This window comes from Corynebacterium sp. HMSC065H09 (assembly GCF_001812845.1).
Classification (GTDB): Bacteria; Actinomycetota; Actinomycetes; order Mycobacteriales; family Mycobacteriaceae; genus Corynebacterium; species Corynebacterium jeikeium_D.
Genome location: NZ_KV810592.1, coordinates 99546 through 122469, shown reverse-complemented (window position 1 = coordinate 122469; position 22924 = coordinate 99546). Strand labels below are relative to the sequence as shown.

The following is a 22924-nucleotide window of genomic DNA, read 5'->3' as shown; positions in this document are numbered from 1 at the left end:
AGCTTACTCTTAATCGAGTAGTCCCGTAACGAGCTCCGCAATCTTCGAGCGCTCCGAGCGCTTCAGCGTGATGTGTGCAAAAAGCTCGTTGCCCTTGAGTTTTTCAATCACCGCCTGCACGCCGTCATGGCGGCCGACGCGCAGGTTGTCACGCTGCGCCACATCGTGCGTAAGGATGACTCGGGAATTGCTACCAAGACGCGACAGCACCGTCAGCAGTACGTTGCGCTCCAGCGACTGTGCCTCATCGACAATCACGAAGCTGTCATGCAGGCTACGACCGCGAATGTGTGTCAGTGGCAGTACCTCCAGCATGTCGCGCGAGGCAATCTCATCCATCACGTTGTCTGAAACCAATCCCTCCAGGGTGTCGTAAACAGCCTGCGCCCACGGGTTCATCTTTTCGTCCTCACTACCTGGCAGGTAGCCAAGGTTCTGACCACCTACCGCGTAGAGCGGACGGAACACCACAATCCGGCGATGCAGTCCGCGCTCCAGCACCGACTCCAGTCCCGCGCACAGCGCAAGCGCCGACTTACCCGTACCGGCTCGGCCGCCGAGGGACACAATCCCCACCGAGTCATCCAACAGCAGGTCAAGCGCCACACGCTGCTCCGCCGACCGCCCCTTCAGGCCAAACGCCTCCGTATCGCCCCGCACAAGCTTGACGACGCCCGGGGCGCTCACCCGTGCCAGCGCAGACTGGCTACCAGCGCTGAGCTGCACGCCGCAGTGCAGCGGCTGATCCTGGATCTGCTCGAGCTCAAGGAACCCATTGGCGAAGAGACGATCAATTTCCTCCGGGTCGACGTCTACTTCCACCATTCCCGAGTACCCAGTCAGAACGACGTCCTGGGCGCGGTAATCGTCGGCAGGCAAGCCGACCGCACCAGCCTTGACGCGAAGCGGAATGTCCTTGGTGACCAGCACGACATCATGTCCATCGTGCTGAAGATTAAGGGCGCAAGCGAGAATGCGGTGATCGTTTTCGGCGGTGCGGAAGCCTGCGGGAAGGATGGAGGGATCGGAGTGGTTGAGCTCAATATGCATAAACCCGCCAAGATCATTGGCGGGCACAGGCCGGTCCAGGTGGCCGTAGCGGTAACGCAGCTCTTCGAGGAAACGGAGCGCTTCTCGGGCGAACCACCCCAGCTCTGGGTGGTGGCGCTTGGCCTCCAACTCACTCACCACGACCAGCGGAAGCACAACTTGGTGCTCATCGAACTTCTTGGTGGCGTGGGGATCGGACAGCAGGACCGAGGTATCAAGCACGTAGGTACGCATGCCCTCAGGCTAAAAGTCAGAGGTAGAAATTACGTGGTTGTGAGATGAATGCTTGGTTATCAGATGAACCACAGTTGGTTACAGGCTCTAATCCTCAAGTTGAACCCTAAGGAACTGGCCGAGCACCGAGCACCACTGCCCGGCCACTCCACTGCCCTTTTAATGGCGACTAGTCGTTATGGCGAATCTGTCGACCCAGCAACTTGTGGCGAAGCGGATCAACCGCCAAGGTCACAGCGCCAACTGATACAACTCCCACGAGGTACGCCAGCGCAACAACAAGTGAGCGTTGACCAAACGTGATTTCGTTCGCAATCGGGCCGAACATGGTGGCTCCCAACAGCGCACCCATAACAAAGCCGAAGATGCTGGTCGCAAGCATGGGAAAGAATGTCTGCTTGAAAGTGACCGTGCGGTGGAAGCTGATTGGCGTCCCGATGAAGTCCAGCGCCTTTGTCAGCGATGCCTCTTCATAGACGGCTGAGGCCTGAGTCAAAAGCGTTGACACCAGCAACAGAATGAAACCGATTACGAAAGTGATAGTCACACCGGTTGCAATATCGTGCGCGAATGTGACATCTGCAACCTCTTCAATCTTGTCTTCGCCAGGCACCATCATTGTGTAGCCAAGCAGCAGAGACAGGAAGGCCATGGAACTTACTCGACGCCACGATTCCTTAGCGTTAGTCGCGACTCGTCGCGTCGCCACAAAATCACTTGAAGTACCGAAGAAGCTGGAGATGCGGGCAACAAGCTGGATAAAGAAAGGCGCCACCAGGCCAATTGCCCAGACCATCAGGTACATCATCGCTGCGACACCAAGCGTGGCAGTGACGGTTCCACCCGCGATATTGGAGTTGGCAATCACGTATAGGACGATCGCACCGATAACAACGGCCACAATCATGCGCCAAGCCTTCATCGACTTGGGCACTTCCTTGCGGCTAACGCCGAGTGGTGAAATCATCACCCTTCGCAAACCAACCACAGCCGCATAGAGCGCGAGGAGCACCACGGCAACCCAGACCAGCGGGTAGCCCCACCAGGGCAGCAACATGTCCCAGGTATCCAGGTAGTCATTGTCGAACTTGATTATCGCCCAGAATGGCGCAGTGGCCACCGACAACAACGTGCCCACGACAAGCCCTACAGCTGCCAATACGAGGGTTTCGATAATCACCATGCGCGTAACTGCCCCGTTAGACAGACCAATCAAGCGCAGAGTTGCCAATCGCTGCTCACGTCCTGCAGCGCCAAGCACCGCCGACTGTGCCACGAGCGAAACCATTGCCGGAATCACAAAAACACAGGCCACGAGTGCCAGCTGCAGGTACATCTCGCCCTGACCTTGATTCATGTAATCCTCGGGTGTTGGGTTCGGCGGCAGCTTTGGCTCAGCCTGCCAACGGCGGTAAAACATCGCCGTGCCACCGACGACGACCAACGCCAACCAGGTACTCACGGTCATGGCCACCACGGACAATGCGGACAGCCAGCCGTTTCCCGAATGGGATTCACGCCCGGCGCGCTGCAGCCGCGTGCTCAAGTCCGCTAGTGCGCCGGTAGGAATTCTCTGGGGTTTTGTTGCTTCAGTTACGGTGCTCACTTTGTAACCTCCGCTCCTGCCAGCATGCGGTCGTCGTGAATCAGGCCATCGCGGATCTCCACACGTCGACGACACCAGTCGGCCACCTTCACATCGTGCGTGACCATCACCAATGTCGTGCCAGTCTGCTCCACCAACGCGGTGAGCTGCTGCATGACCTCATGGCCTGTGGACTGGTCCAGCGCGCCAGTCGGCTCATCGGCGAAGATGACACCTGGCTCGCCGGCCATCGCGCGGGCAATTGCCACACGTTGTGCTTGACCGCCGGACATCTGTCCTGGGCGACGGCGCGTGAGGTCCTTGAGCCCCAGGCGGTTGAGGACATCGTCGGCAAGCGCGAGTGACTTCGAGCGCTTCTTGCCCTGCAGAATCATTGGCAGAGCAACGTTTTCCCTGGCAGTCAGCTCGGGAAGGAGCTGGCCATCTTGGAAAACGAAGCCGAAGTCGTGCAGGCGGAGGGCGGAGCGGTCGGCGTCGGAAAGCGAACTGATCTTTGTGTCACCGAAGATGACGTCGCCGTCGTCCGGTAGCAAAACGCCGGACATGCAGTGCAGCAGCGTGGACTTACCAGAACCTGACGGTCCCATGACTGCAACCGTTTCGCCGGGCTCAATGGTCAGCGAAATGCCGGTGAGAACGGGAGCGGAATTGTAGGACTTGGTGATGTCGCGGATACAAAGTCGTGCGTTTCTGGGGCTGTTGTTCTCTGTCATGGCACTCATTTCACTCGCACGGAGGCGATTTCAACACCGTGCCCACTTTCCTTTTGCGGTAGTGCTAGGTCTACCATGCCGGAAATTAATTCCTCCGCACACAGAGCTTTCGTACCATGGGAAACTATGGAGCTGAAGGATTATTTCCGCAAATATATCGGCGCGAACCGTCGCGAAAAAGCGCATAAACGCAGCTACGAGGAATCCGCCGCCGCCCGCATCGCCGAACTTACCGCTTCACGACGAACAATTGCCGAAGCCTTTGAGATTGAACGTCGCCGCATTGAAAATGACCTCCACGACGGAGCTCAGCAATACATTGTTGCGGCTTCAATGAAATTAGGACTTGCGGAATTAGAGGCCTCCAATACTGGCAATGAGGAACTAATGCAGCTCCTGTCGGAAACGCGCGGCCATTTGGAGGATGGCCTGCGGGCCTTGCGGCGAACAGTCCATGGCATCCATCCGCAGGTGTTGCGCGATCGCGGACTGCAAGCGGCTGTTGAGGAAATTGCTGAAGGATATGGCCCTCACGTTGTTGTACACACTCCCTATCCGCTGCCGGAATTGGAGGAAAGCGTGCTCGCCGCGGCATATTTTTTCTGTGCAGAAGTGCTGACAAATGCAGCAAAATATGCGCCGAATGCTCCTGTTTCTGTGCTGCTCACCTCAGATCAAACACTGAATATTTCAATTACGGACCAAGGCCCAGGTGGGGCAAAATTGGGGCGCGGATTGCGGGGCATGAAAGAGCGCCTGGCCACTTTTGACGGTGCGATGACCATGCACTCTCCCGAAGGCGGGCCAACGCAGGTAATAGCCAGAATTCCCTTGATGCTAAATCGCTGGGAATCGGGCATTGGAGAAATAGAAGGCATGGATATGGAAAGCGTGGAGAAGAAAGGTGCGGCGAAATAATGAAAATTGTCATTGCGGATGACTCGGCACTCCTGCGGGAAGGAGTCGCGGGGCTCGTCGAAAAGCGCGGACATGAAGTGATTGCGATGGTCGACACTGCGCACGGTCTGGTGGCGGACATCGATGACCGGTTTGACGACTCGGGCGAGCTGCCAGACCTGGTGATTACCGATGTGCGCATGCCTCCGAAGATGAGTGACGACGGCCTGCGGGCCGCAGTGGAACTGCGCGAGCGTTATCCGCAGCTGAATGTCATGGTGCTGTCGCAGTATGTGGCGCCGGCGTATGCGCGTGAGTTGTTCTCGCCGGGAGGTGCTGGGGTTGGTACTGGGGCCGGCTCAAGTGGCAGCAGCTCGAGTGGCGGGACCGGGTATCTGCTCAAAGACCGCGTTGGCCAGGTGCTGGACTTCTTGGGTTCGCTCGAGGTCGTCGCAGGTGGTGGCGTGGTGATTGACCCTGATGTGGCGACGGCATTGATGCAGTCCGGCAAATCGGGGCTAGCCAGTTTAACGGCGCGCGAACGCGAAGTGCTCGAGCTGATGGCACGCGGCAAGTCCAATAAGCAGATTGCCGATGACCTCGTGCTTTCCGGGGCGGCGGTGGCGAAACACGTGTCCAACATCTTTATGAAGCTGCATCTGGAGCCCGGCGAGGAAAACCGCCGTGTGCGGGCAATTTTGGAATTTCTCACGGCGACGTCGGGGCAGATTTAGGGTCGGCAGCAATCGCATCTCTCGCAAAAGCGATGAAAAAATAAGTGTTGATTATGACACGAGTCACAATTTAAAGTTGGCTCATACGTTTGTTGTTTCCCTATAGAAAGGACGTGTCTACATGACTGTTTACGCCAACCCCGGCACCCCCGATGCAATCTTCACGTACAAGGAGCAGTACGAAAATTTCATCGATGGTAAGTGGACACCTCCAGTAGACGGGCAATACATGGACAACTCCACCCCGGTTACGGGCGAGGTTTTCTGCCGGGTTCCGCGGTCTAACGAGAAAGACATTGAGCTCGCTCTCGACGCCGCGCACAAGGCGAAGGACTCCTGGGCCTCGGTTCCTGCGGCCGAGCGGGCGCTGATCCTCCACCGCATCGCGGACCGTCTGGAGGAAAACCTTGAGAAGATTGCCGTCGCCGAGACCTGGGAGAACGGCAAGGCCATTCGCGAGACCCTCGCCGCTGACATCCCGCTCGCAATCGACCACTTCCGCTACTTCGCCGGGGCCACCCGCACGCAGGAGGGGCGCATCTCACAGATTGACGACAACACGGTCGCCTACCACTTCCACGAGCCACTCGGCGTCGTCGGCCAGATTATCCCGTGGAACTTCCCCCTCCTGATGGCCGCATGGAAGATCGCCCCGGCCCTCGCCGCCGGCAACTGCATCGTGCTCAAGCCAGCAGAGCAGACCCCCGCGTCGATTCTCATGCTCACCGAGATTATCGCCGATTTGCTTCCGGACGGCGTTCTCAACATCGTCAATGGCCTCGGCACCGAGGCCGGTGCTGCGCTGACCGCAAGCGACCGGATCTCCAAAATTGCGTTCACCGGATCGACTGCCGTGGGCCAGCTAATCAACAAGGCAGTGTCCGACAAGATTATTCCGATCACGCTGGAGCTCGGCGGCAAGTCCCCGTCCATCTTCTTCCCCGACGTCATGGACGCCGACGATGCGTTCCGCGAGAAGTGCATTGAGGGCCTGGCCATGTTCGCGTTGAACCAGGGCGAGGTCTGCACCTGCCCGTCGCGAGCCCTGGTCCACGAAGACATCGCTGATGAGTTCCTGAAGCTCGCGGTCGAGCGCGTTAAGCAGATTAAGACCGGCAACCCGCTGGATACGTCGGTACAGATGGGCGCCCAGGCCTCCCAGGAGCAGCTGGACAAAATCTCCGGCTACTTGGAGTCCGGGCCGAAGGAGGGCGCGGAGGTTCTCACCGGCGGCAACGTCGCCAAGCTCGAAGGGCTGGAGGGAGGCTACTACGTCGAGCCGACAATCTTTAGGGGCAACAACTCGATGCGTTTCTTCCGCGAGGAGATTTTCGGCCCGGTCCTGGCCGTGACAACCTTCAAGACTCTGGATGAGGCTCTCGAGATTGCCAACGACACTATCTACGGTCTTGGCGCCGGCGTGTGGAGCCGCAACCAGAATAACGCCTACCGCGCTGCCCGCGGCATCCAGGCTGGCCGTGTGTGGGTGAATAACTACCACAGCTACCCTGCTCACGCAGCCTTCGGCGGTTACAAGCAGTCCGGTATCGGCCGCGAGAATCACTTGATGATGCTCGAGCACTACCAGGAGACCAAGTGCATGCTCGTCTCTTACGACGAGAACCCGACTGGCCTGTTCTAAGAATCCGCCCACTTGGGGCTAGGCGGTTTGTCGATTCCGATTCACGTCCGATGAAGGTGTCGACAACTGCCTCTGCCCCCCCCGAAAAAACGCCCTCCGCACCCGGCAGGTTGCAATGGTCGGCCTTAACCGGACGCACCAGGCGCTGGCGACTCCAAATTTAGAGGCCTAGCTCACGGCCGCCAGCTAGGTCTCTCTTTCTTTCTTCGCTTTCCGGCGCCACCTACACACCCGTTTAATCGTGGCACTGGCGGCCCATCCGCCGATAAATAGTAGCGGGATGTAGAAGAACACGACATAGGCGACGACCAGGCCGTCCTGGCCATCGGGCGGCGTGGTGAGAAATAGGAATGCCAAATCGCCAAGCGCAGCAATTCCTGCGCCGGTAGCTGCTGCGACAATGCTCCGCGCGCTGGTCATCCCCCGGACCGACGAACGATCACCGGCAAAAACAGCTATTGCTCCGACCAGCATTACTGAGACCAGCATGGACACGATCCACGACGCAATTCCTTCGTCGTAGGCGAGATTGGGCTCCGGCAAGATTAGCCCACCTAAAACGCTCCACGCGACCGCGGCGAAAAAGGACGCCAGCAAGGGGCGGGTTATATTGTCGAGCCTCATGCGTCCCAGGTTACGTGAGATGACCTCCAAAAATGCTGAATCTCCCCTCCTCAGTGGAGAATCGAGTCACGCCCACAAGAACAAAGATCTCCGAGCATAAAGTGGGGTAAGGAGAGAAACTGACAACCCCGAAAAATTATGGGCTGCAAATGTGAAACTGTGTGAGTTTATGACACTTTCAAGCCATTTTTCGGACCATTTTTGACATAAACGCAGTCAGTAACTCGCATCCACCCAACGCCATCAGCCATAAACGCAGTCAGTAACTCGCACTGGGGTAAGTGGCGAAAGGTGCCCACCGGCGACGCACCGCCCAGACACGCTTTTCCGACTTTCCTAGGGCTTGGATTATTTTCTGTCTGTTTTTGTCTTCTTCGTCTTCTTAAACGAAAACCAGGCCAGAGAAAAACTCTCTGACCTGGCTTAATTGCTCCTCCAGCTGGACTCGAACCAGCAACCCTTCGATTAACAGTCGAATGCTCTGCCATTGAGCTATGGAGGAATATCCACCGCACAGAACCGGCTAAACCGAACTTCGGCCATGCCGTTCCTTGCGACGGATAGATACTTTACCCAGACCCCTTGAAACTCACAAATCGCCAGGTCAAAGGTCAATTTATACCTTCTTTTCCCACACGTCATGACACCGTTGTGAGTTCTCAGAGCCACGCAATCCACACAATCCACGCAACCTCACACAGCGCCCACAAAGCTCCTACCAGTACTGAAAATGCTTTCCATCATGCACTTTTCATACCGCGCTCATACGATGGGGCTTATGTCTGAACAAACCAACGGAACCGAAAACACCGAGCAAACCGCACGCGTTGTGCGCGGCGTTATCGCCCGCGAAAAAGGCGCACCTGTAGAACTTACTGATATCCACATCCCGTCCCCGGGCCCGAACGATGTCATTGTTGACATCCAGGCCTGCGGCGTCTGCCATACAGACCTGGCTTACCGCGACGGCGATATCACCGACGAGTACCCGTTCTTCCTCGGCCACGAGGCCGCAGGCGTGGTCTCCGAGATTGGCGAAGAGGTCACGCATGTTGCCGTCGGCGATTTCGTTGTCCTCAATTGGCGCGCCGTCTGTGGCGAGTGCCGCGCCTGCAAGCGTGGTGAGCCACAGTACTGCTTTAGCACTTTCAACGCCTCCAAGCCCATGACGCTTGCCGACGGCACCGTCCTCACCCCAGCACTTGGAATCGGCGCTTTTGCGGATGCCACCCTCGTCCACGAGGGCCAGTGCACCAAGGTCGATTCGGCAGCCGATCCGGCCGTTGCGGGCCTGCTGGGCTGCGGTGTCATGGCCGGCATCGGTGCGGCTATTAACACCGGCGAGGTCAAGCGCGGTGAATCGGTAGCCGTCATCGGCTGCGGTGGCGTTGGTACGGCCGCTATCGCCGGTGCCAAGCTGGCCGGCGCTAGCAAGATTATTGCCATCGATATCTCGAACGAGAAGCTGGACACCGCCCGCGAATTCGGCGCGACCGAGACTATTAACTCTGCGGAGCTGGCTAAGAGCGATAAGGGCACCGGGGAAGAGGATCCCGTCGTTAAGCGAGTGCGTGAGCTGACCGATGGTTTCGGTGCTGATGTCGTGATCGATGCGGTCGGCCGTCCGGAAACCTACAAGCAGGCGTTCTACGCCCGTGACCTGGCTGGACGCGTTGTTCTGGTCGGCGTTCCGGCGCCGACAATGGAGCTGGATATCCCGCTGGCGGATGTGTTTAGCCGCGGTGGTGCGTTGAAGTCGTCCTGGTACGGCGACTGCCTGCCAGAGCGCGACTTCCCGATGCTGGTGGATCTGTCGTTGCAGAACCGCCTGCCACTAGAGGGCTTCGTGACGGAGCGCATTGGCATTGAGGATGTTGATGAGGCCTTCGAAACTATGAAGGCCGGTAAGGTACTGCGATCGGTGGTGACGCTGTGAACAAGGATTTGAGGGTTGACCACGTTCTCACGTCGGGCACGTTCTCGCTCGATGGTGGCACGTGGGACGTAGACAACAACGTATGGGTGCTCGGCGATGACCGTGAGGTCATTGTCATCGACGCGGCGCATGAGGCGCAGCCGATTATCGATGCGGTGGATGGTCGCAAGGTAAAGGCCATCGTGTGCACCCACGCACACAACGACCACATCACTGTGGCCCCTGAACTGCAGGAGAAGCTCGACGCTCCCCTGCTCGTCCACCCGGGCGACCAGATGCTGTGGGAGCAGTCCTGGCCGGATCTGGCGCACGAGGATCTCGCGCATGGTCAGCGCCTGGAGATTGCGGGCACGGAGGTTGTCATTATTAACACTCCGGGCCACTCCCCTGGCTCGTGCTGTCTGTACGTACCGGAGGCCGCGGAGCTGTTCTCTGGTGACACGCTGTTTTCCGGCGGTCCGGGGGCGACCGGTCGGTCCTACTCGGATTTCGACACGATTATTAACTCCATCCGCGACAACCTGCTGACTCTGCCTGCGGAAACGACTGTCCGCACGGGTCATGGCGATCACACGACGATTGGCCGCGAGGCTCCGCACTTGGAAGAGTGGATTCGCCGCGGCTACTAGCCGCCCTACTAGTCGCTAGCTACTCAAACACGACCTTGACCGCCTCTGCTTGCAGTTCGCGGCGGTACTGCTCCATCGCGAGCAGGTCCGCGAACAGCGAGTTGTAGGCGGTTTCGTCATCTGAGGGCCGCATTCGCGAGAGCATCGCCTTCAGCTGTGCAATTTGGTCACCGACCCACACCTCCTGCAACCGCGCCAGAATCGCCTGCGCATACGGGCGCAGCGTCTCTGCATCGACGGCGATTTGCTCCACGCCCAGCTCAGTCACGAGATGCTTGACGACGTCCTCCCGCGCCTGATCCATAATTGCGGTCGCCCAGCTATGTGGCTGTGTGGCCGCCTCCCCACAGGCGCCCCCGGCAGCCATGATGGCGTCGAATACCGCTCGGTATGTCGGATGCCCAAAGGTCTCAGGTGCGAGCGCATCGAATACCGGGCCGGTGGTAGCGGGCTCTTGAATTGCCAGCTTGAGGGCCTCACGCTGCGCATAAAGCACAGGGTCCCGCGGGTTTGGATACGGCAGTGCCGGGTTGCGCCGGCGCCGCGCTTCCTCCGCCTCTTCACGGGCCCGGGCCTCTTCTTGGCGACGCTGGTAGGGAGTGCGCTTTTCATTCTGTGGCCGACTGGCCTCCTCGCGGACGCGCTGCACAAGCTCGGCTTCATCATTCCAGCCAATCCAGCCGGCAACTTCGCGGGCATACTCATCGCGCAGCGCCGCGTCCTTGAGCTGGGCCAGGACAGGCACCACTCGGCGCAGCCCGGAGACCCTGCCATTAGCGGTGGTCAGGTCATAGTCGGCCAGAAGTGTGCGGAGGACAAATTCGATCAATGGCCGTCGTGAAGCAACGAGATCGCGCACTGCGGCCTCGCCCTTCTTCTGGCGCAGATCGCACGGATCCATGCCGTCCGGCGCGACCGCGACGTAGGACTGGCCGGTGAAGTTCTGCTCCCCCTCGAAGGCGCGCATGGCGGCCTTCTGTCCTGCCTCGTCGCCGTCGAAGGTGTAGATGAGTTCGCCGCGGAAGAAGTTGTCGTCGAGCATGAGACGGCGCAGCAGCTGGAGGTGTTCCTCGCCGAAAGCGGTACCGCAGGACGCGACGGCCGTGGTCACGCCTGAGGCGTGCATGGCCATGACGTCAGTGTAGCCCTCCACGATTACAGCCTGATGACCAGTGGCAATGTCCTTCTTTGCCAGATCCAAGCCGAAAAGGACCTTGGACTTCTTGTACAGCATGGTCTCGGGCGTGTTCATGTACTTGCCCAGATTGTCATCGTCGAAAAGCTTGCGGGCACCAAAACCGATGACATCGCCGGACATATTGCGGATCGGCCACATGAGACGACGGTGAAAACGATCGATCGGCCCCATGCGCCCCATCTTGGAAAGACCCGCCTTATCCAGCTCCTCGAAGCTAAAGCCCAGGCGCTGCAGGTGCTTGGTTAGAGTGTCCCAGCCGGCTGGCGAGTAACCACAGCCGAACTGGGCCGCGTGCTCGGCGGTGAAGCCGCGGTTTTCCAGAAACTCGCGCGCGGGCGCTGCCGCTGGCGTGGAGAACTGTTCGCGGTAGAACTTCTGTGCCTCGCGGTTTGCGGCGATGAGACGCTGTCGGGTTCCCGGTTCCTCGCGACGGCCCGTGCCGCCGCCCTCATAGTTAATGTGGAAGCCAATTTTCTCCGCACAGGCTTCGACAGCCTCCGGGAAAGACAGGTGTTCCATCTCCATGAGGAAGCTGAATACATCACCGCCCTTGCCGGTGGAAAAGCAGTGGTAGTAGCCATGATTGGGGCGTACGTGGAACGACGGCGTGCGCTCGTCTTTAAAAGGCGATAGCCCTTTCAGAGAATCCGCGCCAGCCGGTTTGAGGTTCACGTATTCTGCAACGATCTCCTCAATCGGAGTCCGTTCGCGGATTGCCGCGATATCGGAGTCCGGAATTCTTCCCCTAGCCATGAAAATAACCTTACCCAACCCGTCCAATCGACTCCGCCGTAGAGGTTTCGCTTGCCGACGAGCCGCCCGCGCCCAGCCCATAACGTGCCGGCGGCGACCGATATGGAAAGATACTAGCCATGGCTGAGTGGAAGAAGATTGCGAGCGGCGTCGGCGCTGCCGCCCTGGTGCTGGCTGGTAGTTACCTGGGACTCGATGGCGGAGATCAGAACGCATCGGGGTCGGAGGACTCACAGGGGTCGCAGAGTTCCGCCGCCTCTAGCGCGAAGTCGAATCCCAAGCCGGGTCCTAACTCGAGCAGCAACAAGTCGGGTGCAAAGGGTGCCACCTGCGCAGTAGATACCCTGCCGCAGGAGGCCGACGATGTTATCGACCGCATCCTGACCGACCAGGACCACATCTACTCGCAGCACGACGGCAAGCACTTCGGCAACTACGAGGGACGCCTGCCGAAGGAGCGCGGTGACTACTACCGCGAATACACCGTGACCACCCCGGGTAATTCCAGCCGCGGTGCACGCCGCATCGTTGTCGGCGGCGGTTCCGAAAACGATCCGGATGTCTGGTACTACACCGACGACCACTACGAGAGCTTCTGCGAGATTCCTGACGCGGAGGACTGAGCCAAAGTATCACTGCGGAACTAGCGCTACCCGATAAAACCGAGTTGATTTGCGCTCCGGGCAACAAGAACGATGCCAATTATTGCTGCCACCCACAAAACAGTGACCTTTGTTTCATATTCCAACCGGGGAATAACGCTCACTACCCGGTTGTAGACCTTATCTCCAAAGGCTGCGAAGAGCACTCCAACAATGACTGCGGGCGAAATCATCACTACACAGTAGAGCGCGAGGATAAGCAGTTGCACTGCGAAAGGCACTGCCATCGATTCAATAATTCCGATTGCCGCCAAGTACGGCAACATCGTACCGACCTCGACAACTGCTGCCGCTAAGGCTAAACCCACCATCGCGGGGAGGCCGGCAGAACCTTTCTTCGTGTCCTCCGACCGAGATTCAAGTACCTCTTCGACGGTCCGTTTCTTGGGATTCGGTGCCAGGATTCCGTAAGCAGCTAACAAAATACCCAACACCATCATCACCCAACTGAACCAAGTGTTGGATGCAATGCCCGAGACTGCGTCTAAAGCCTGACGCAGGCCGAAAAAGAGCGCGATGCCAACCGCAAAGTAAGACAAGACAATTGTCCCTAAATAAGTAACGTATTCGGCACCCCTCATCCTCTGCCAGACGATGAGCAGCACTACTGGAATCAGCAGGGTTCCAGCACTGAGACTGTCAAGAAGCGCAAGCCCCACAAGAACAAGATAGTCCATCTCCATCACTCCCTCGTACATTCGTATAGTAAACTATCATACAGTCGTACGGGAAGTGGCGCGAATGAAACCCCAAAGGAGTTTTAGGATATGAGCATGATGTCACCTCAAGAAAAAGCCATTTCCGATGCAGCAATCAAAGTAATTGTTAACCAGGGGTTCGACGTTGTCAGCGTTCGAAAAGTGGCTCAACAGGCGGGCGTAGCCCCTGGAACAGTGCAGTATTTTATGGGCACGAAAGACGAACTACTCAGCAGGGCACTTCTGCGCTCGGCAGCACGACAGCATGAAAGAGTCTCGTCGCTACGCTTTCAATCGAATACCTCGCCGCTAGAACAGCTCCACCGCTCCCTGCTCGAACTACTCCCCATCGGCCCAATACAGCGCGAAGACGCAGCACTGTGGGTTATCCTCGGTGCCGCTGCATCAACACGCAAAGTCCTGGCCCAGGAGTACCAGAACGAACTCAGTAGATTCCAGGACCATCTCATTTCAGCACTGTCCGCCGCAGACGTCCCTGGAGATATAGCTCAGACGGCCCGGCTCATCACAGCTATCGTAAATGGACTAGCCCTCGATTACATGCATGCGAAGCCCGACGCAGAGACTACGAAGGCGCTTTCCGATGACCTCAGTAGTAGCCTTCAGCGGATACTTCAAAAATAGTAATCGCTGACAGCACTACCCCCACGCCGCAGCCACACCAGCAATCCGGCGATCAAGCCGCTCTACACGCGATTCCGTCATCGACGCTAGCTGATCAACGATAACCCGCAGCCGCGCTTGGTCACTCTCCGCCCGGGAATAGAGCAACTGGAACATCGGATCAAGCGTCCCTGGAGCACCTTCCTGCAGATACTCGGCCACCCGGAAAAGACGATCGCGTTCACGCTCCTGACGGCGAATATGACGCGGAAGATCCATCACATACAGCACGGCGATGGTCTTCAGCATGGTGACCTCCGCCAGAATCGAGCTGGGCACGGCGAGGTCCGCGTCGTAACGCCCGAGCGGAAGCGTCGACCCGGAGGCAGCACGCGTACCCGCGACGGAAGCCGTGACGAAACGGCCGACCAGCTCCGAGGTCATCCGTTTCAGCGCGACCAGCGAGCGCAGCGAACCATCATAGGACGCCGCAGCTGATACCACCGGCAAGCTGGCAAGACGCCCGGCAGCCTCGACGAGCTCCGCTGGATCGCCACCAAATGCGGCAGCGCCCTTGTCAGCGAGCGCGGCCAGTTCCACCGTGTCCCACAGAACACCCAGGTCAACGCGGCCAGAGACGATGCCATCCTCGACATCGTGGACGGAATAGGCGACATCGTCAGACCAGTCCATGATCTGCGCCTCAAGACACTGCTTGCCGTGCGGAACGCCCTGGCGAATCCACTGCAGGATCGCAGCATCTTCCTGGTAGGCCCCGTACTTGTGGCGGAGCTGACCATCGGGACCGATTGGTGTCCACGGGTACTTACAAGCCGCATCGAGCGCCGCCCGAGTGAGATTGAGTCCACAGGGCTCACCTGTACCATCGAGCACCTTCGGCTCGAGGCGAGTGAGAATACGCAGCGTCTGCGCGTTGCCCTCGAACCCGCCGCAACCAGCGGCAATCTCGTTGAGGGCGCGCTCGCCGTTGTGGCCATACGGCGGATGCCCGATGTCATGGGTCAGGCCGGCCAGCTCTGCGAGATCCTCATCTGCACCCAACTCGCTGGCGATTCCACGGGAAATCTGCGCGACCTCCAGCGAGTGAGTCAGGCGCGTGCGCGGAGTATCACCCTCTCCTGGCCCCACGACCTGGGTTTTGTCAGCCAGTCTGCGCAGCGCTGCGGAGTGCAAAACGCGGGCGCGATCTCGCGCAAACGCCGCCCGGTGAGATTCCAAGGACTGCACCCCGGGCAGCAATGACTGCTTCGGAGACTCCTCGACAATACGAGCGAGTTCAAAAGATGAATACGAAAATTTACCGGCCACGTAATTATTGTTACGTATCCTTGTAGATATGTCTGACAGGAATCGCGTGTTTCGCCCCCTTTACCTTGCCGCATCGGGTGCTTTTCTCGGCCTGAGCATGCCGCTAATTACTGCCGCACTACCGGCACAGCCACCGGTTCACGCACCTGCTTCGCTGCTGGCACTCGCACCGTCAGCATCCCTGGCGCACGCCGAGGCACCGGCGGATGTGTCGGGCGAGGTGGCTGATCTCGCAGGTGTGCTGAGCGGCGGCGATGAAGCTCGTCTGAAGGAGCAGATTCAGCAGCTCAAGACAGAGAAGCGACTCCTGTTCTCGGTGTTTTACATCAAGAGCTTCGACGGCATTCAGGGCGAACAGTGGGCGCAGCAGGCCTGGGAGCACCTCGGAGCTGCCGACAACCGCGGTGTCCTGGTCGTCGCCGTGGAAGACCGAAACCTCGGCGCTTTCGTCGGAGACTCCTTCCCCCGCAACGCGGAGGCCATCAACAGAGCAGCTCAAGGGCAGTTGTTAGAGGATGACAACTGGGCAGCTGCGGGTGAAGCTGCCATCGCCGAGGCAGGCGGTGGCAGCGGCTCCGCCGGTGGGTGGGCACTCGGCGCCGGCCTCGGTGGTGCCGCCGTTGTCGGTGGCGCCACCTGGGCCGTGGGCCGTCGCAATAAGAAGAAGCGCGATGAGGAGGAGATCGCTCGTGGCCGCAACATCGACCCCAAGGATGTCTCTTCGCTGGACTCGCTGAGCACCAGCTCGCTCGATGTTCTTGCGCACGATGAGATTGTCAGTACCGATGAGTCCATTCGCAAAGCCCGCACCGAGCTCGACCTCGCCCGCGCTGAGTTCGGCACCGAACGCATCCGCAGCTTCGACAACGCACTGAAGCACTCTCAGTCCACGCTCGAGCGTGCGTTTGCACTTCGCCAACAGCTTGACGACGGCTCCGTGTCCGACGAAATCGAGCGCCGCAGTGTCCTGCTGGAGATTATCTCCACCTGTGGTGTTGCGGATGACCAGCTCGACGGCGAGGCCGCAAACTTCCAGAAACTCCGCCAGGAGTTGATGAATGCTGAAGCGACGATTTCGAAGCTCACTCAGCGAAGTGTCGAGCTGCGTTCACGTATGCCGCGTGCCGGCGAAATTCTCGATGGTCTGCGCGCACGTTACGAAGAGCAGATGCTCAGCTCTGTGACCGACAATATCGACATGGCCACGGAGCACCTGAATCAGGCTGACCAGTCAATGTCTGAGGCCCGCCGCATCGCGGACCTACCTGCCGGTGAGCAAGGTGGTCTGATTGATGCGCTGTCGGCCACCGACTTTGCGCTCACACAGGCAGAGAGTCTTCTGGAGGCCATTGAACACGCCGATAGCGATATTCACGCTGCAGTCGCTGGACTGGCTTCCCTTATCGCCGAGGTCCGCGGTGAAATCGATGAGGCCTCGCACCTGATGTCGGCACCGCAAGGCGCCAACATCAACCGCGAGCGTCTCAATGCGGCCATCGAAGCAGGCCGTGAAGCACTCGGTGTGGCAGCCAATAAGTCCGAAGTGGATCCACTGAGTTCCTGGACCGCACTGACCGATGCCGATGAGCTACTCGACGAAGCCCTCGACTCCGCTCGAGACAAGGCCGCGTCGTTCGCCCGCGCTACCGCTACTTTGCAGCACAGCATGCAGGATGCCGACAATCACATTCGCGCCGCGGCTGACTTAATTGCTACCCGCCGCCGTGTGGTTGGCGCTGAGGCTCGCACTCGCCTCGCGGAGGCGCAGCGTGCTTACGGCTCTGCTCAGGGCTTGGCCAACGACGATCCGCGAAAGGCGTTGGCCTACGCACGTCGTGCGCGCAAGCTCGCGGCTGAGGCCGCTGACTTGGCCCGCCGTGACATCCGCCGCTACCAGGATCAGCGCCGCGGTGGCGGCAGCAACGGATCGATGGTCGCCGGCATGGTGCTGGGAAGCATGCTCAGCAACAACAGCGGCTTTGGTGGCAGCATCGGTGGCTTCGGCGGTTTCGGCGGAGGTTCGAGCCGACCAGGCGGCTCCGGCAGCACAATGGGCTTCTAGATTCCCGCCTAAATTCGCATCTGGCGTGGTCCATCCACAGACCACGTCGCCAGAGCGGCGGCAATCAGCCAGTCTTCGAAACTCCCCCGGAAGTCTCCTTTCTGGGCATAGACACCAAATACCCCTCGGCCTAGACTGTCCTCTCTGACGATTCGGGCGAGCTCATAGCCTGGCCGCTCGATGTCGAAGACCGTGCGAATTCCCCGTCCTTCTCTGTTTAGGACGAAAGAATCCCCCTCATCCGGATTCGTCATCACTAGCGCGTTCGTGCTAAAAAAGCGGGCTTTCACCTGCCAGCCACGCCCTTGTGACGAGGTGATCCAGAAAGCACTAAAGACCCCGTCCTGACAGCTCCAGCCGTCGGACAGGGCCTTTTGGTTCTCGTCGTAAACGACGCCGTCTGCAATAGTTGCTACACGATCCACACCCAAATCATATAGGCAATCAGCAAGAGCAAGCAGACAGTGAGAATCCAGGTAGAGGAAACCATGCGGGACTCCAGCACTCGACGAGCACTGTAGACCAGGAAGATCTTCTCCTCTTCCGGCAGCGCACGGCCCTCATCGGTGTCGAACTGCACCTCTGCGTGGCGCACGCCACGGGACGCACCGGTAAACTGACCCCACTTCTCGCCGGTCTTCGCATTCTCGATGACGTAGTTCGTCGATCCCTCGCACACCAGCTTGCCTTCAGGACGATCCGGCCCAAAGGTCACTGAAAGCTGCTTGGCTCGCGAAATCTTGTCACGGTCAGCAGCAACGGTCGAGAACACGCGGCCGTTGGGAAGCGTGGCGGAAACACGGTGATTAGCAGAGGCATCAATGACCCACTCCCCTTCCGGGGTGTTGAGGCGATCGCCCTGCTCATCACGGATGTACGTGCCGACTTCGGTGCTTTCCTTCAGAATCGGCCAGGTTTGCTCGGATTTTTCCCGAGAGCCGTCGCCGAGACTATAGGATTCCCAAAAAACTTCTTCGGCCATTAGCAGCCCACCAGGCGAGCTGCGAGGTAGCCTTCCAGCTCGTCAATCTTGACGCGCTCCTGCTCCATGGTGTCGCGGTCACGGACGGTCACAGCGTTGTCCTCGAGAGTATCGAAGTCAACGGTGACACAGAACGGAGTACCGATCTCATCCTGGCGACGGTAACGACGGCCGATAGCACCGGAGGTGTCGTAATCGACGGCCCAGTACTGGCGCAGCTTGTCCGCGACAGCCTCAGCGGTCGGAGTCAGGGTGTCCTTCTTCGACAGCGGCAGAACAGCAACCTTAACCGGCGACAGACGCGGGTCTAGCTTCAGCACGGTACGGGTGTCGGTGCCGCCCTTTGCGTTCGGCACCTCTTCCTCGGTGTAGGCATCACACAGGAAGGCCATCAAGGCGCGGGTCAGACCGAAGGACGGCTCAATGACGTACGGAACGTACTTTTCGCCGGTGACCTGGTCGTGGTAACGCAGGTCTTCCTTGGAGTGCTCGATGTGGCAGCCGAGGTCGTAGTCCGTACGGTTGGCGACACCCATCAGCTCGCCCCACTCGTTGCCCTGGAAGTGGAAGCGGTACTCGAAGTCAATCGTGCGTGCAGAGTAGTGAGCGCGCTCGTCCTTCGGAACGTCGAACTGACGCATGTTCTCCGGGTTAACGCCCAGGTCAATGAACCAGTTCCAGCAGGCGTCGACCCACTCATCGAACTTCTCTTCCGCCTGGTCCGGTGCGACGAAGTACTCGATCTCCATCTGTTCGAACTCGCGGGTACGGAAGATGAAGTTACCCGGGGTGATCTCGTTGCGGAATGCCTTACCGGTCTGGCCGATACCGAACGGTGGCTTCAGGCGAGCCGTGGTCATAACGTTCTTGAAGTTGACGAAGATACCCTGAGCGGTCTCCGGGCGCATGTAGTGCAGGCCCTGCTCATTGTCGACCGGGCCGAGGAAGGTCTTCATCAGACCGGAGAACATCTGCGGCTCGGTCCAGTTGCCCGGCTGACCGGTCTCCGGGTCCGGAACGTCTGCCAAACCATTGGCCGGCGGGTGACCGTGCTTGGCCTCGTAGGCCTCCAGCAGGTGGTCAGCGCGGTAGCGCTTGTGGGTGTGCAGGGACTCCACCAGCGGGTCGGTGAAGGTAGCGACGTGGCCGGAAGCTTCCCAGACCTGGCGCGGCAGGATAATGGAGGAATCCAGGCCGACGACATCCTTACGGCCGGTGACGAAGGTCTTCCACCACTGGCGCTTGATGTTTTCCTTCAGCTCCACACCCAGGGGACCGTAATCCCATGCCGAGCGGGTACCGCCGTAAATTTCACCACACGGGTAAACGAACCCCCTGCGCTTACACAGGTTGGCGACGGTATCGACAACTGACTTAGGTGCCACGGTCTAGACCACTCCTTATAAATGGCTTCGCATCGCACACCACACGCCTTTTCCGGGCACACAATTCAGCCCGTTCCGTGCGGCGAACGACATAATGAAAAGCAAAATGTACTGACCCCAACAGGCCAGTTAAAAGTTCCCCTATACTCTAGCGCATCTTGTCCAACCGATACCGGGTAGTGTCGGTTACATGGCTGGCGAAGATATGCACGAAGTTAGTTCTGGCGAAAACCCACGTGGTACGGGCTCCCCCGCTAGCACCGGGGCACACGCCTCCGCGCGGCCGGCCGCAACCCGCATCGGCCAGCGCAGTACTCGCCAACGCCGCGCCGTCGTGTCGATTATGAGTGAGGCCCCTAATTTTCGCTCCGCTGCTGACATTCATAAGTCGCTGACGGAACGTGGGGACAAGGTCGGCTTGACGACGGTCTATCGGACGCTCCAGTCCCTTGCAGAAATGGACATTGTCGATGTTCTGCACAATGCCTCCGGAGAGGCTCTCTACCGGCTGTGCGGTGACCACCACCATCATCACCTGGTCTGCACCGATTGCGGCAGCACCGTTGAAGTCGCCGGCGGCCCTGTCGAGCAGTGGGCTCACAGCCTTGCGGAGGAGCACGGTTTTAATCTGACCGGGCACACTGCTGAGGTCTTCGGCCTGTGCAGGGACTGCCAGAAGAAGTAGCCCGGGCTCCCTCCCCCCCTAAAAAATATCGGCTCTAGGCCTTGCCGAACCTACGGTCGCGCTTGGCGTACTCCACCACTGCGGCGCGCATGTCATCCCGACCGAAATCCGGGAAAAGCTTGTCCTGATAGACCATCTCCGCATAGGCGGACTGCCAGATTAAGAAGTTGGACGTGCGCTGCTCGCCCGATGGACGCAGGAACAGATCAACATCCGGCATAGTCGGCTCATCCAGGAACTGTGCGAAAGACTTCTCGGTCAAGTCATATTCGCTGAGCTCCCCCGCTGCTGCCTGACGAGCAATCTCTCTAGCAGCATCAACAATTTCAGCGCGACCACCGTAGTTGACGCACATATACAGAGTTAGCGCGTCATTGTCCTTCGTCTGCTCCTCGGCAATCTCAAGTTCCTTAATAACCGAGCGCCACAGTCGCGGGCGACGCCCTGCCCAACGCACGCGAACGTTCTTCGAATCCAACTCATCACGACGTCGGCGCAGCACATCGCGATTAAAGCCCATAAGGAATCGGACCTCATCGACCGAACGGCGCCAATTCTCAGTGGAAAATGCGTAAGCCGACAGGTGCTTGACGCCCATCTCCAAACAAGCATCGACGCACTCCATCAGCACGGCCTCACCACGCTTGTGCCCCTCGGTGCGTTTGAGCCCACGCTGTTCGGCCCATCTACCATTGCCGTCCATCACGAGCGCGATGTGATTGGGCACGAATTGCTGCGGTACAGGAGGATTCAACACGCTTCCTATTGTGCCCCACCGCTACTGTTTACTGCCAAAAAGCATCCACATGTTCCAGCGCCGGCACCCGGCGGCCCAGGTAGTACTGCAGGTACTTCGCCGTTAGGGTACGCGCCGTCGCCATCCGTCCCTCGAATTCGCTTGACGACGTATCGATGCCCGCCCATTGCTCATGAGCAAGCTGCCACATTAGATGCAGAACCTCGGTCGGCGGAGTATCTGCACCCGGTGGCCGGCAGTTAGTGCACACTGCTCCGCCCAGTGCGGGAGAAAACGCGTGGTGCGGGCCGGCTTTGCCGCAGCCTGCGCATTCAAAGAGGCTTGGCTGCCAACCTGCCTGCGCCATTGCTCGCAGGATGTAGGAGGTCAGCAACAAATCGGGGCGATGGCGACCGGCCGCAACGTCGTCGAGCGATTGGGTGGTGAGATCCCACAATTCGGGAGCCGGCACTTGCTCCTCGCCGACAATGCGTTCGGCGACGTCCAGGACTGCACACGCACAGGTGTAGCGCGCATAGTCGTCGACAAGCGGTGCTGCCCACGTGCGCACGGTATCTGCGCCTGCGATAGTGGACAGTCCTCGGCGTGGGTAGATGTTGACATCCACGTCGACGAATGGTGAGAGGCGGGAGCCGAAGCGGCTCTTCGCGCGCCGCACGCCTTTGGCGACACCGCGGACTAGGCCGTGGTCGCGGGTGAAAAGGACGATGATGCGATCGGCTTCGCCGAGGTCGTAGCGGCGTACGACCAGCGCACGGTCGCGATACGGCTCGACCAACTTTTTAGAATCCCAACTTGCCCAGCTGCTTCGGGTCCGACTGCCAGTCCTTCAGCACCTTCACGCGCAGGTCGAGGTAAACATTCTGACCGAGCAGCGCAATGAGTTCCTTACGAGCCTTGTGAATGGTGGTGCCCATGCGTCGACCGTCGCGCCCCATGAGGATGGACTTCTGCCCCGAACGCTCGACATAGATAACGGCGTGGACATCCAGGACGCCTTCGCGGTCCTGGTTCGGCAGCACCTCATCAATCTGGACTGCCACGGAGTGCGGCAACTCATCGCGCAGACCGCCGAGGGCCGCCTCGCGAATGAGCTCCGCCATCCGGGTGTGCAGATCCTCATCGGTGATGTGCCCCTTTGGGTACAGGCGTGGGCCCTCCGGCAACTGGGAAGCCATGACATCAATCAGCGTATTGATATTCTCCCCGGACTTCGACGACAGTGGAACCAACTCAGCATCCGGACCGAGCAACTCCTGCAGCTCGATCAGGCGCTCAATAATGGTGTCGCGCGAGACCTTATCCACCTTGGACACAATGCCCATGATGTTCTTGCAACCTTTGGAGACGTTCTCGTAAATCCAACGGTCACCGGGACCAATTTTCTCGTCGGCAGGCACGACCATCGCTACCAAGTCCACATCGGAATAGGTCTCCTGAACCATGTCATTCAGGCGCTCACCGAGCAGCGTGCGTGGCTTGTGCAGACCTGGCGTATCCACGACAACAATCTGACAGTTCTCGCGGTGGACTACACCTCGGACTGGATGACGCGTGGTTTCCGGCTGGTTAGCGGTAATAGCGATCTTCTCGCCCACCAGGGAATTGGTCAGCGTGGACTTACCGGTATTCGGACGCCCCACAATGGAAACGAACCCAGAGCGAAAGCCCTCCGGCGCACTGTAATCATCAGCATCTCCGCCAAGTCCAGCATTGGCCAGCAT

The 22924-nt window shown here is 59.2% G+C and carries 22 protein-coding genes and 1 tRNA gene; 9 read left to right on the top strand and 14 right to left on the bottom strand.

What is annotated here, in order from left to right; translation table 11 throughout:
- Window positions 1–9: 9 nt before the first annotated feature.
- The 3 genes from HMPREF2878_RS08025 to HMPREF2878_RS08015 all read right to left on the bottom strand — a co-directional run bounded on the left by HMPREF2878_RS08025 (window position 10) and on the right by HMPREF2878_RS08015 (window position 3612).
- Window positions 10–1284 carry a PhoH family protein gene (locus HMPREF2878_RS08025; protein ID WP_042388806.1) on the bottom strand — a complete coding sequence of 425 codons (1275 nt, stop codon included), beginning with the start codon at window positions 1282–1284 and terminating at the stop codon, window positions 10–12.
- Between the two features lie 169 nt (window positions 1285–1453).
- A complete protein-coding gene (locus HMPREF2878_RS08020) occupies window positions 1454–2890 on the bottom strand; it encodes an FtsX-like permease family protein (protein WP_070546208.1) in 1437 nt (478 codons plus the stop codon).
- Window positions 2887–3612 (bottom strand): ABC transporter ATP-binding protein, encoded by a 726-nt coding sequence (locus tag HMPREF2878_RS08015; protein WP_070546206.1) that lies wholly within the window; start codon window positions 3610–3612, stop codon window positions 2887–2889. Before HMPREF2878_RS08015 ends, HMPREF2878_RS08020 begins: the two co-directional genes overlap by 4 nt.
- A gap of 117 nt (window positions 3613–3729) precedes the next feature.
- Between HMPREF2878_RS08015 and HMPREF2878_RS08010 the strand changes: the two genes are divergently transcribed.
- The 3 genes from HMPREF2878_RS08010 to HMPREF2878_RS08000 all read left to right on the top strand — a co-directional run bounded on the left by HMPREF2878_RS08010 (window position 3730) and on the right by HMPREF2878_RS08000 (window position 6876).
- Window positions 3730–4521 (top strand): sensor histidine kinase, encoded by a 792-nt coding sequence (locus HMPREF2878_RS08010; protein ID WP_083301589.1) that lies wholly within the window; start codon window positions 3730–3732, stop codon window positions 4519–4521.
- Window positions 4521–5234 (top strand): LuxR C-terminal-related transcriptional regulator, encoded by a 714-nt coding sequence (locus HMPREF2878_RS08005; protein ID WP_049170138.1) that lies wholly within the window; start codon window positions 4521–4523, stop codon window positions 5232–5234. The genes HMPREF2878_RS08010 and HMPREF2878_RS08005 overlap by 1 nt, the downstream gene beginning before the upstream one ends.
- Window positions 5235–5355: 121 nt before the next feature.
- Window positions 5356–6876: an acetaldehyde dehydrogenase ExaC gene (locus tag HMPREF2878_RS08000; RefSeq protein WP_049170136.1), complete on the top strand. Its 1521-nt coding sequence runs from the start codon at window positions 5356–5358 to the stop codon at window positions 6874–6876.
- A gap of 186 nt (window positions 6877–7062) precedes the next feature.
- Here the strand turns inward: HMPREF2878_RS08000 and HMPREF2878_RS07995 are convergent, their stop codons facing one another.
- Together HMPREF2878_RS07995 and HMPREF2878_RS07990 are read right to left on the bottom strand one after the other, a co-directional pair.
- The gene (locus HMPREF2878_RS07995; RefSeq protein WP_049189609.1) at window positions 7063–7500 is read right to left on the bottom strand and encodes a hypothetical protein; all 438 of its coding nucleotides are present in this window, start codon (window positions 7498–7500) and stop codon (window positions 7063–7065) included.
- 430 nt (window positions 7501–7930) lie between these two features.
- Window positions 7931–8002: transfer RNA gene (locus HMPREF2878_RS07990), tRNA-Asn, on the bottom strand.
- A 276-nt stretch (window positions 8003–8278) separates the two neighbouring features.
- Between HMPREF2878_RS07990 and HMPREF2878_RS07985 the strand changes: the two genes are divergently transcribed.
- Together HMPREF2878_RS07985 and HMPREF2878_RS07980 are read left to right on the top strand one after the other, a co-directional pair.
- Window positions 8279–9436: an S-(hydroxymethyl)mycothiol dehydrogenase gene (locus HMPREF2878_RS07985; RefSeq protein ID WP_070653269.1), complete on the top strand. Its 1158-nt coding sequence runs from the start codon at window positions 8279–8281 to the stop codon at window positions 9434–9436.
- Window positions 9433–10065: an MBL fold metallo-hydrolase gene (locus HMPREF2878_RS07980; RefSeq protein ID WP_048732678.1), complete on the top strand. Its 633-nt coding sequence runs from the start codon at window positions 9433–9435 to the stop codon at window positions 10063–10065. Before HMPREF2878_RS07985 ends, HMPREF2878_RS07980 begins: the two co-directional genes overlap by 4 nt.
- Before the next feature lie 19 nt (window positions 10066–10084).
- On the opposite strand, the gene dnaG is transcribed toward HMPREF2878_RS07980, so the two are convergent.
- Complete coding sequence (dnaG, locus tag HMPREF2878_RS07975; protein ID WP_080971472.1) at window positions 10085–12016, bottom strand: DNA primase; 1932 nt, start codon at window positions 12014–12016, stop codon at window positions 10085–10087.
- Between the two features lie 119 nt (window positions 12017–12135).
- Here dnaG and HMPREF2878_RS07970 point away from each other — a divergent pair, with 119 nt between their 5' ends.
- On the top strand, window positions 12136–12639 hold the full coding sequence (locus tag HMPREF2878_RS07970) for a guanyl-specific ribonuclease (RefSeq protein WP_049189621.1): 504 nt from the start codon (window positions 12136–12138) through the stop codon (window positions 12637–12639).
- 26 nt (window positions 12640–12665) lie between these two features.
- Here the strand turns inward: HMPREF2878_RS07970 and HMPREF2878_RS07965 are convergent, their stop codons facing one another.
- The gene (locus HMPREF2878_RS07965; RefSeq protein WP_083310836.1) at window positions 12666–13361 is read right to left on the bottom strand and encodes a GAP family protein; all 696 of its coding nucleotides are present in this window, start codon (window positions 13359–13361) and stop codon (window positions 12666–12668) included.
- 84 nt (window positions 13362–13445) lie between these two features.
- Here HMPREF2878_RS07965 and HMPREF2878_RS07960 point away from each other — a divergent pair, with 84 nt between their 5' ends.
- A complete protein-coding gene (locus tag HMPREF2878_RS07960; RefSeq protein WP_048732681.1) occupies window positions 13446–14021 on the top strand; it encodes a TetR/AcrR family transcriptional regulator in 576 nt (191 codons plus the stop codon).
- 15 nt (window positions 14022–14036) lie between these two features.
- On the opposite strand, the gene HMPREF2878_RS07955 is transcribed toward HMPREF2878_RS07960, so the two are convergent.
- The gene (locus HMPREF2878_RS07955; protein WP_070653236.1) at window positions 14037–15329 is read right to left on the bottom strand and encodes a deoxyguanosinetriphosphate triphosphohydrolase; all 1293 of its coding nucleotides are present in this window, start codon (window positions 15327–15329) and stop codon (window positions 14037–14039) included.
- A 28-nt stretch (window positions 15330–15357) separates the two neighbouring features.
- Here HMPREF2878_RS07955 and HMPREF2878_RS07950 point away from each other — a divergent pair, with 28 nt between their 5' ends.
- Window positions 15358–17391: a TPM domain-containing protein gene (locus tag HMPREF2878_RS07950; RefSeq protein ID WP_222865373.1), complete on the top strand. Its 2034-nt coding sequence runs from the start codon at window positions 15358–15360 to the stop codon at window positions 17389–17391.
- An 8-nt stretch (window positions 17392–17399) separates the two neighbouring features.
- Here the strand turns inward: HMPREF2878_RS07950 and HMPREF2878_RS07945 are convergent, their stop codons facing one another.
- From HMPREF2878_RS07945 to HMPREF2878_RS07935, 3 genes are read right to left on the bottom strand one after another with little or no spacing between them, the layout of a single operon-like run.
- Window positions 17400–17816 (bottom strand): hypothetical protein, encoded by a 417-nt coding sequence (locus HMPREF2878_RS07945; RefSeq protein ID WP_016423108.1) that lies wholly within the window; start codon window positions 17814–17816, stop codon window positions 17400–17402.
- On the bottom strand, window positions 17804–18373 hold the full coding sequence (locus HMPREF2878_RS07940; RefSeq protein ID WP_016423109.1) for a hypothetical protein: 570 nt from the start codon (window positions 18371–18373) through the stop codon (window positions 17804–17806). The genes HMPREF2878_RS07945 and HMPREF2878_RS07940 overlap by 13 nt, the downstream gene beginning before the upstream one ends.
- Window positions 18373–19758 (bottom strand): glycine--tRNA ligase, encoded by a 1386-nt coding sequence (locus tag HMPREF2878_RS07935; protein WP_049170727.1) that lies wholly within the window; start codon window positions 19756–19758, stop codon window positions 18373–18375. Before HMPREF2878_RS07935 ends, HMPREF2878_RS07940 begins: the two co-directional genes overlap by 1 nt.
- A gap of 190 nt (window positions 19759–19948) precedes the next feature.
- Between HMPREF2878_RS07935 and HMPREF2878_RS07930 the strand changes: the two genes are divergently transcribed.
- Entirely contained in the window at window positions 19949–20443 is a 495-nt protein-coding gene (locus tag HMPREF2878_RS07930; protein WP_016423111.1) for a Fur family transcriptional regulator, read from the top strand.
- A 34-nt stretch (window positions 20444–20477) separates the two neighbouring features.
- Here HMPREF2878_RS07930 and HMPREF2878_RS07925 read toward each other — a convergent pair whose 3' ends face one another.
- From HMPREF2878_RS07925 to era, 3 genes are read right to left on the bottom strand one after another with little or no spacing between them, the layout of a single operon-like run.
- Window positions 20478–21200, bottom strand: a complete 723-nt coding sequence (locus tag HMPREF2878_RS07925; protein ID WP_016423112.1) for an isoprenyl transferase — start codon at window positions 21198–21200, stop codon at window positions 20478–20480.
- A gap of 28 nt (window positions 21201–21228) precedes the next feature.
- Entirely contained in the window at window positions 21229–21978 is a 750-nt protein-coding gene (gene recO, locus HMPREF2878_RS07920) for a DNA repair protein RecO (protein WP_016423113.1), read from the bottom strand.
- Window positions 21979–21982: 4 nt separating this feature from the next.
- The gene (era, locus tag HMPREF2878_RS07915; RefSeq protein WP_042389423.1) at window positions 21983–22924 is read right to left on the bottom strand and encodes a GTPase Era; all 942 of its coding nucleotides are present in this window, start codon (window positions 22922–22924) and stop codon (window positions 21983–21985) included.

Coding starts and splice junctions, on each gene's coding strand:
- HMPREF2878_RS08025 (WP_042388806.1), bottom strand. CDS start 1,284: ATGCGTACCTACGTGCTTGATACCTCGGTCCTGCTGTCCGATCCCCAC.
- HMPREF2878_RS08015 (WP_070546206.1), bottom strand. CDS start 3,612: ATGAGTGCCATGACAGAGAACAACAGCCCCAGAAACGCACGACTTTGT.
- HMPREF2878_RS08010 (WP_083301589.1), top strand. CDS start 3,730: ATGGAGCTGAAGGATTATTTCCGCAAATATATCGGCGCGAACCGTCGC.
- HMPREF2878_RS08005 (WP_049170138.1), top strand. CDS start 4,521: ATGAAAATTGTCATTGCGGATGACTCGGCACTCCTGCGGGAAGGAGTC.
- HMPREF2878_RS08000 (WP_049170136.1), top strand. CDS start 5,356: ATGACTGTTTACGCCAACCCCGGCACCCCCGATGCAATCTTCACGTAC.
- HMPREF2878_RS07995 (WP_049189609.1), bottom strand. CDS start 7,500: ATGAGGCTCGACAATATAACCCGCCCCTTGCTGGCGTCCTTTTTCGCC.
- HMPREF2878_RS07985 (WP_070653269.1), top strand. CDS start 8,279: ATGTCTGAACAAACCAACGGAACCGAAAACACCGAGCAAACCGCACGC.
- dnaG (WP_080971472.1), bottom strand. CDS start 12,016: ATGGCTAGGGGAAGAATTCCGGACTCCGATATCGCGGCAATCCGCGAA.
- HMPREF2878_RS07970 (WP_049189621.1), top strand. CDS start 12,136: ATGGCTGAGTGGAAGAAGATTGCGAGCGGCGTCGGCGCTGCCGCCCTG.
- HMPREF2878_RS07965 (WP_083310836.1), bottom strand. CDS start 13,361: ATGGAGATGGACTATCTTGTTCTTGTGGGGCTTGCGCTTCTTGACAGT.
- HMPREF2878_RS07960 (WP_048732681.1), top strand. CDS start 13,446: ATGAGCATGATGTCACCTCAAGAAAAAGCCATTTCCGATGCAGCAATC.
- HMPREF2878_RS07950 (WP_222865373.1), top strand. CDS start 15,358: ATGTCTGACAGGAATCGCGTGTTTCGCCCCCTTTACCTTGCCGCATCG.
- HMPREF2878_RS07940 (WP_016423109.1), bottom strand. CDS start 18,373: ATGGCCGAAGAAGTTTTTTGGGAATCCTATAGTCTCGGCGACGGCTCT.
- HMPREF2878_RS07930 (WP_016423111.1), top strand. CDS start 19,949: ATGGCTGGCGAAGATATGCACGAAGTTAGTTCTGGCGAAAACCCACGT.
- era (WP_042389423.1), bottom strand. CDS start 22,924: ATGCTGGCCAATGCTGGACTTGGCGGAGATGCTGATGATTACAGTGCG.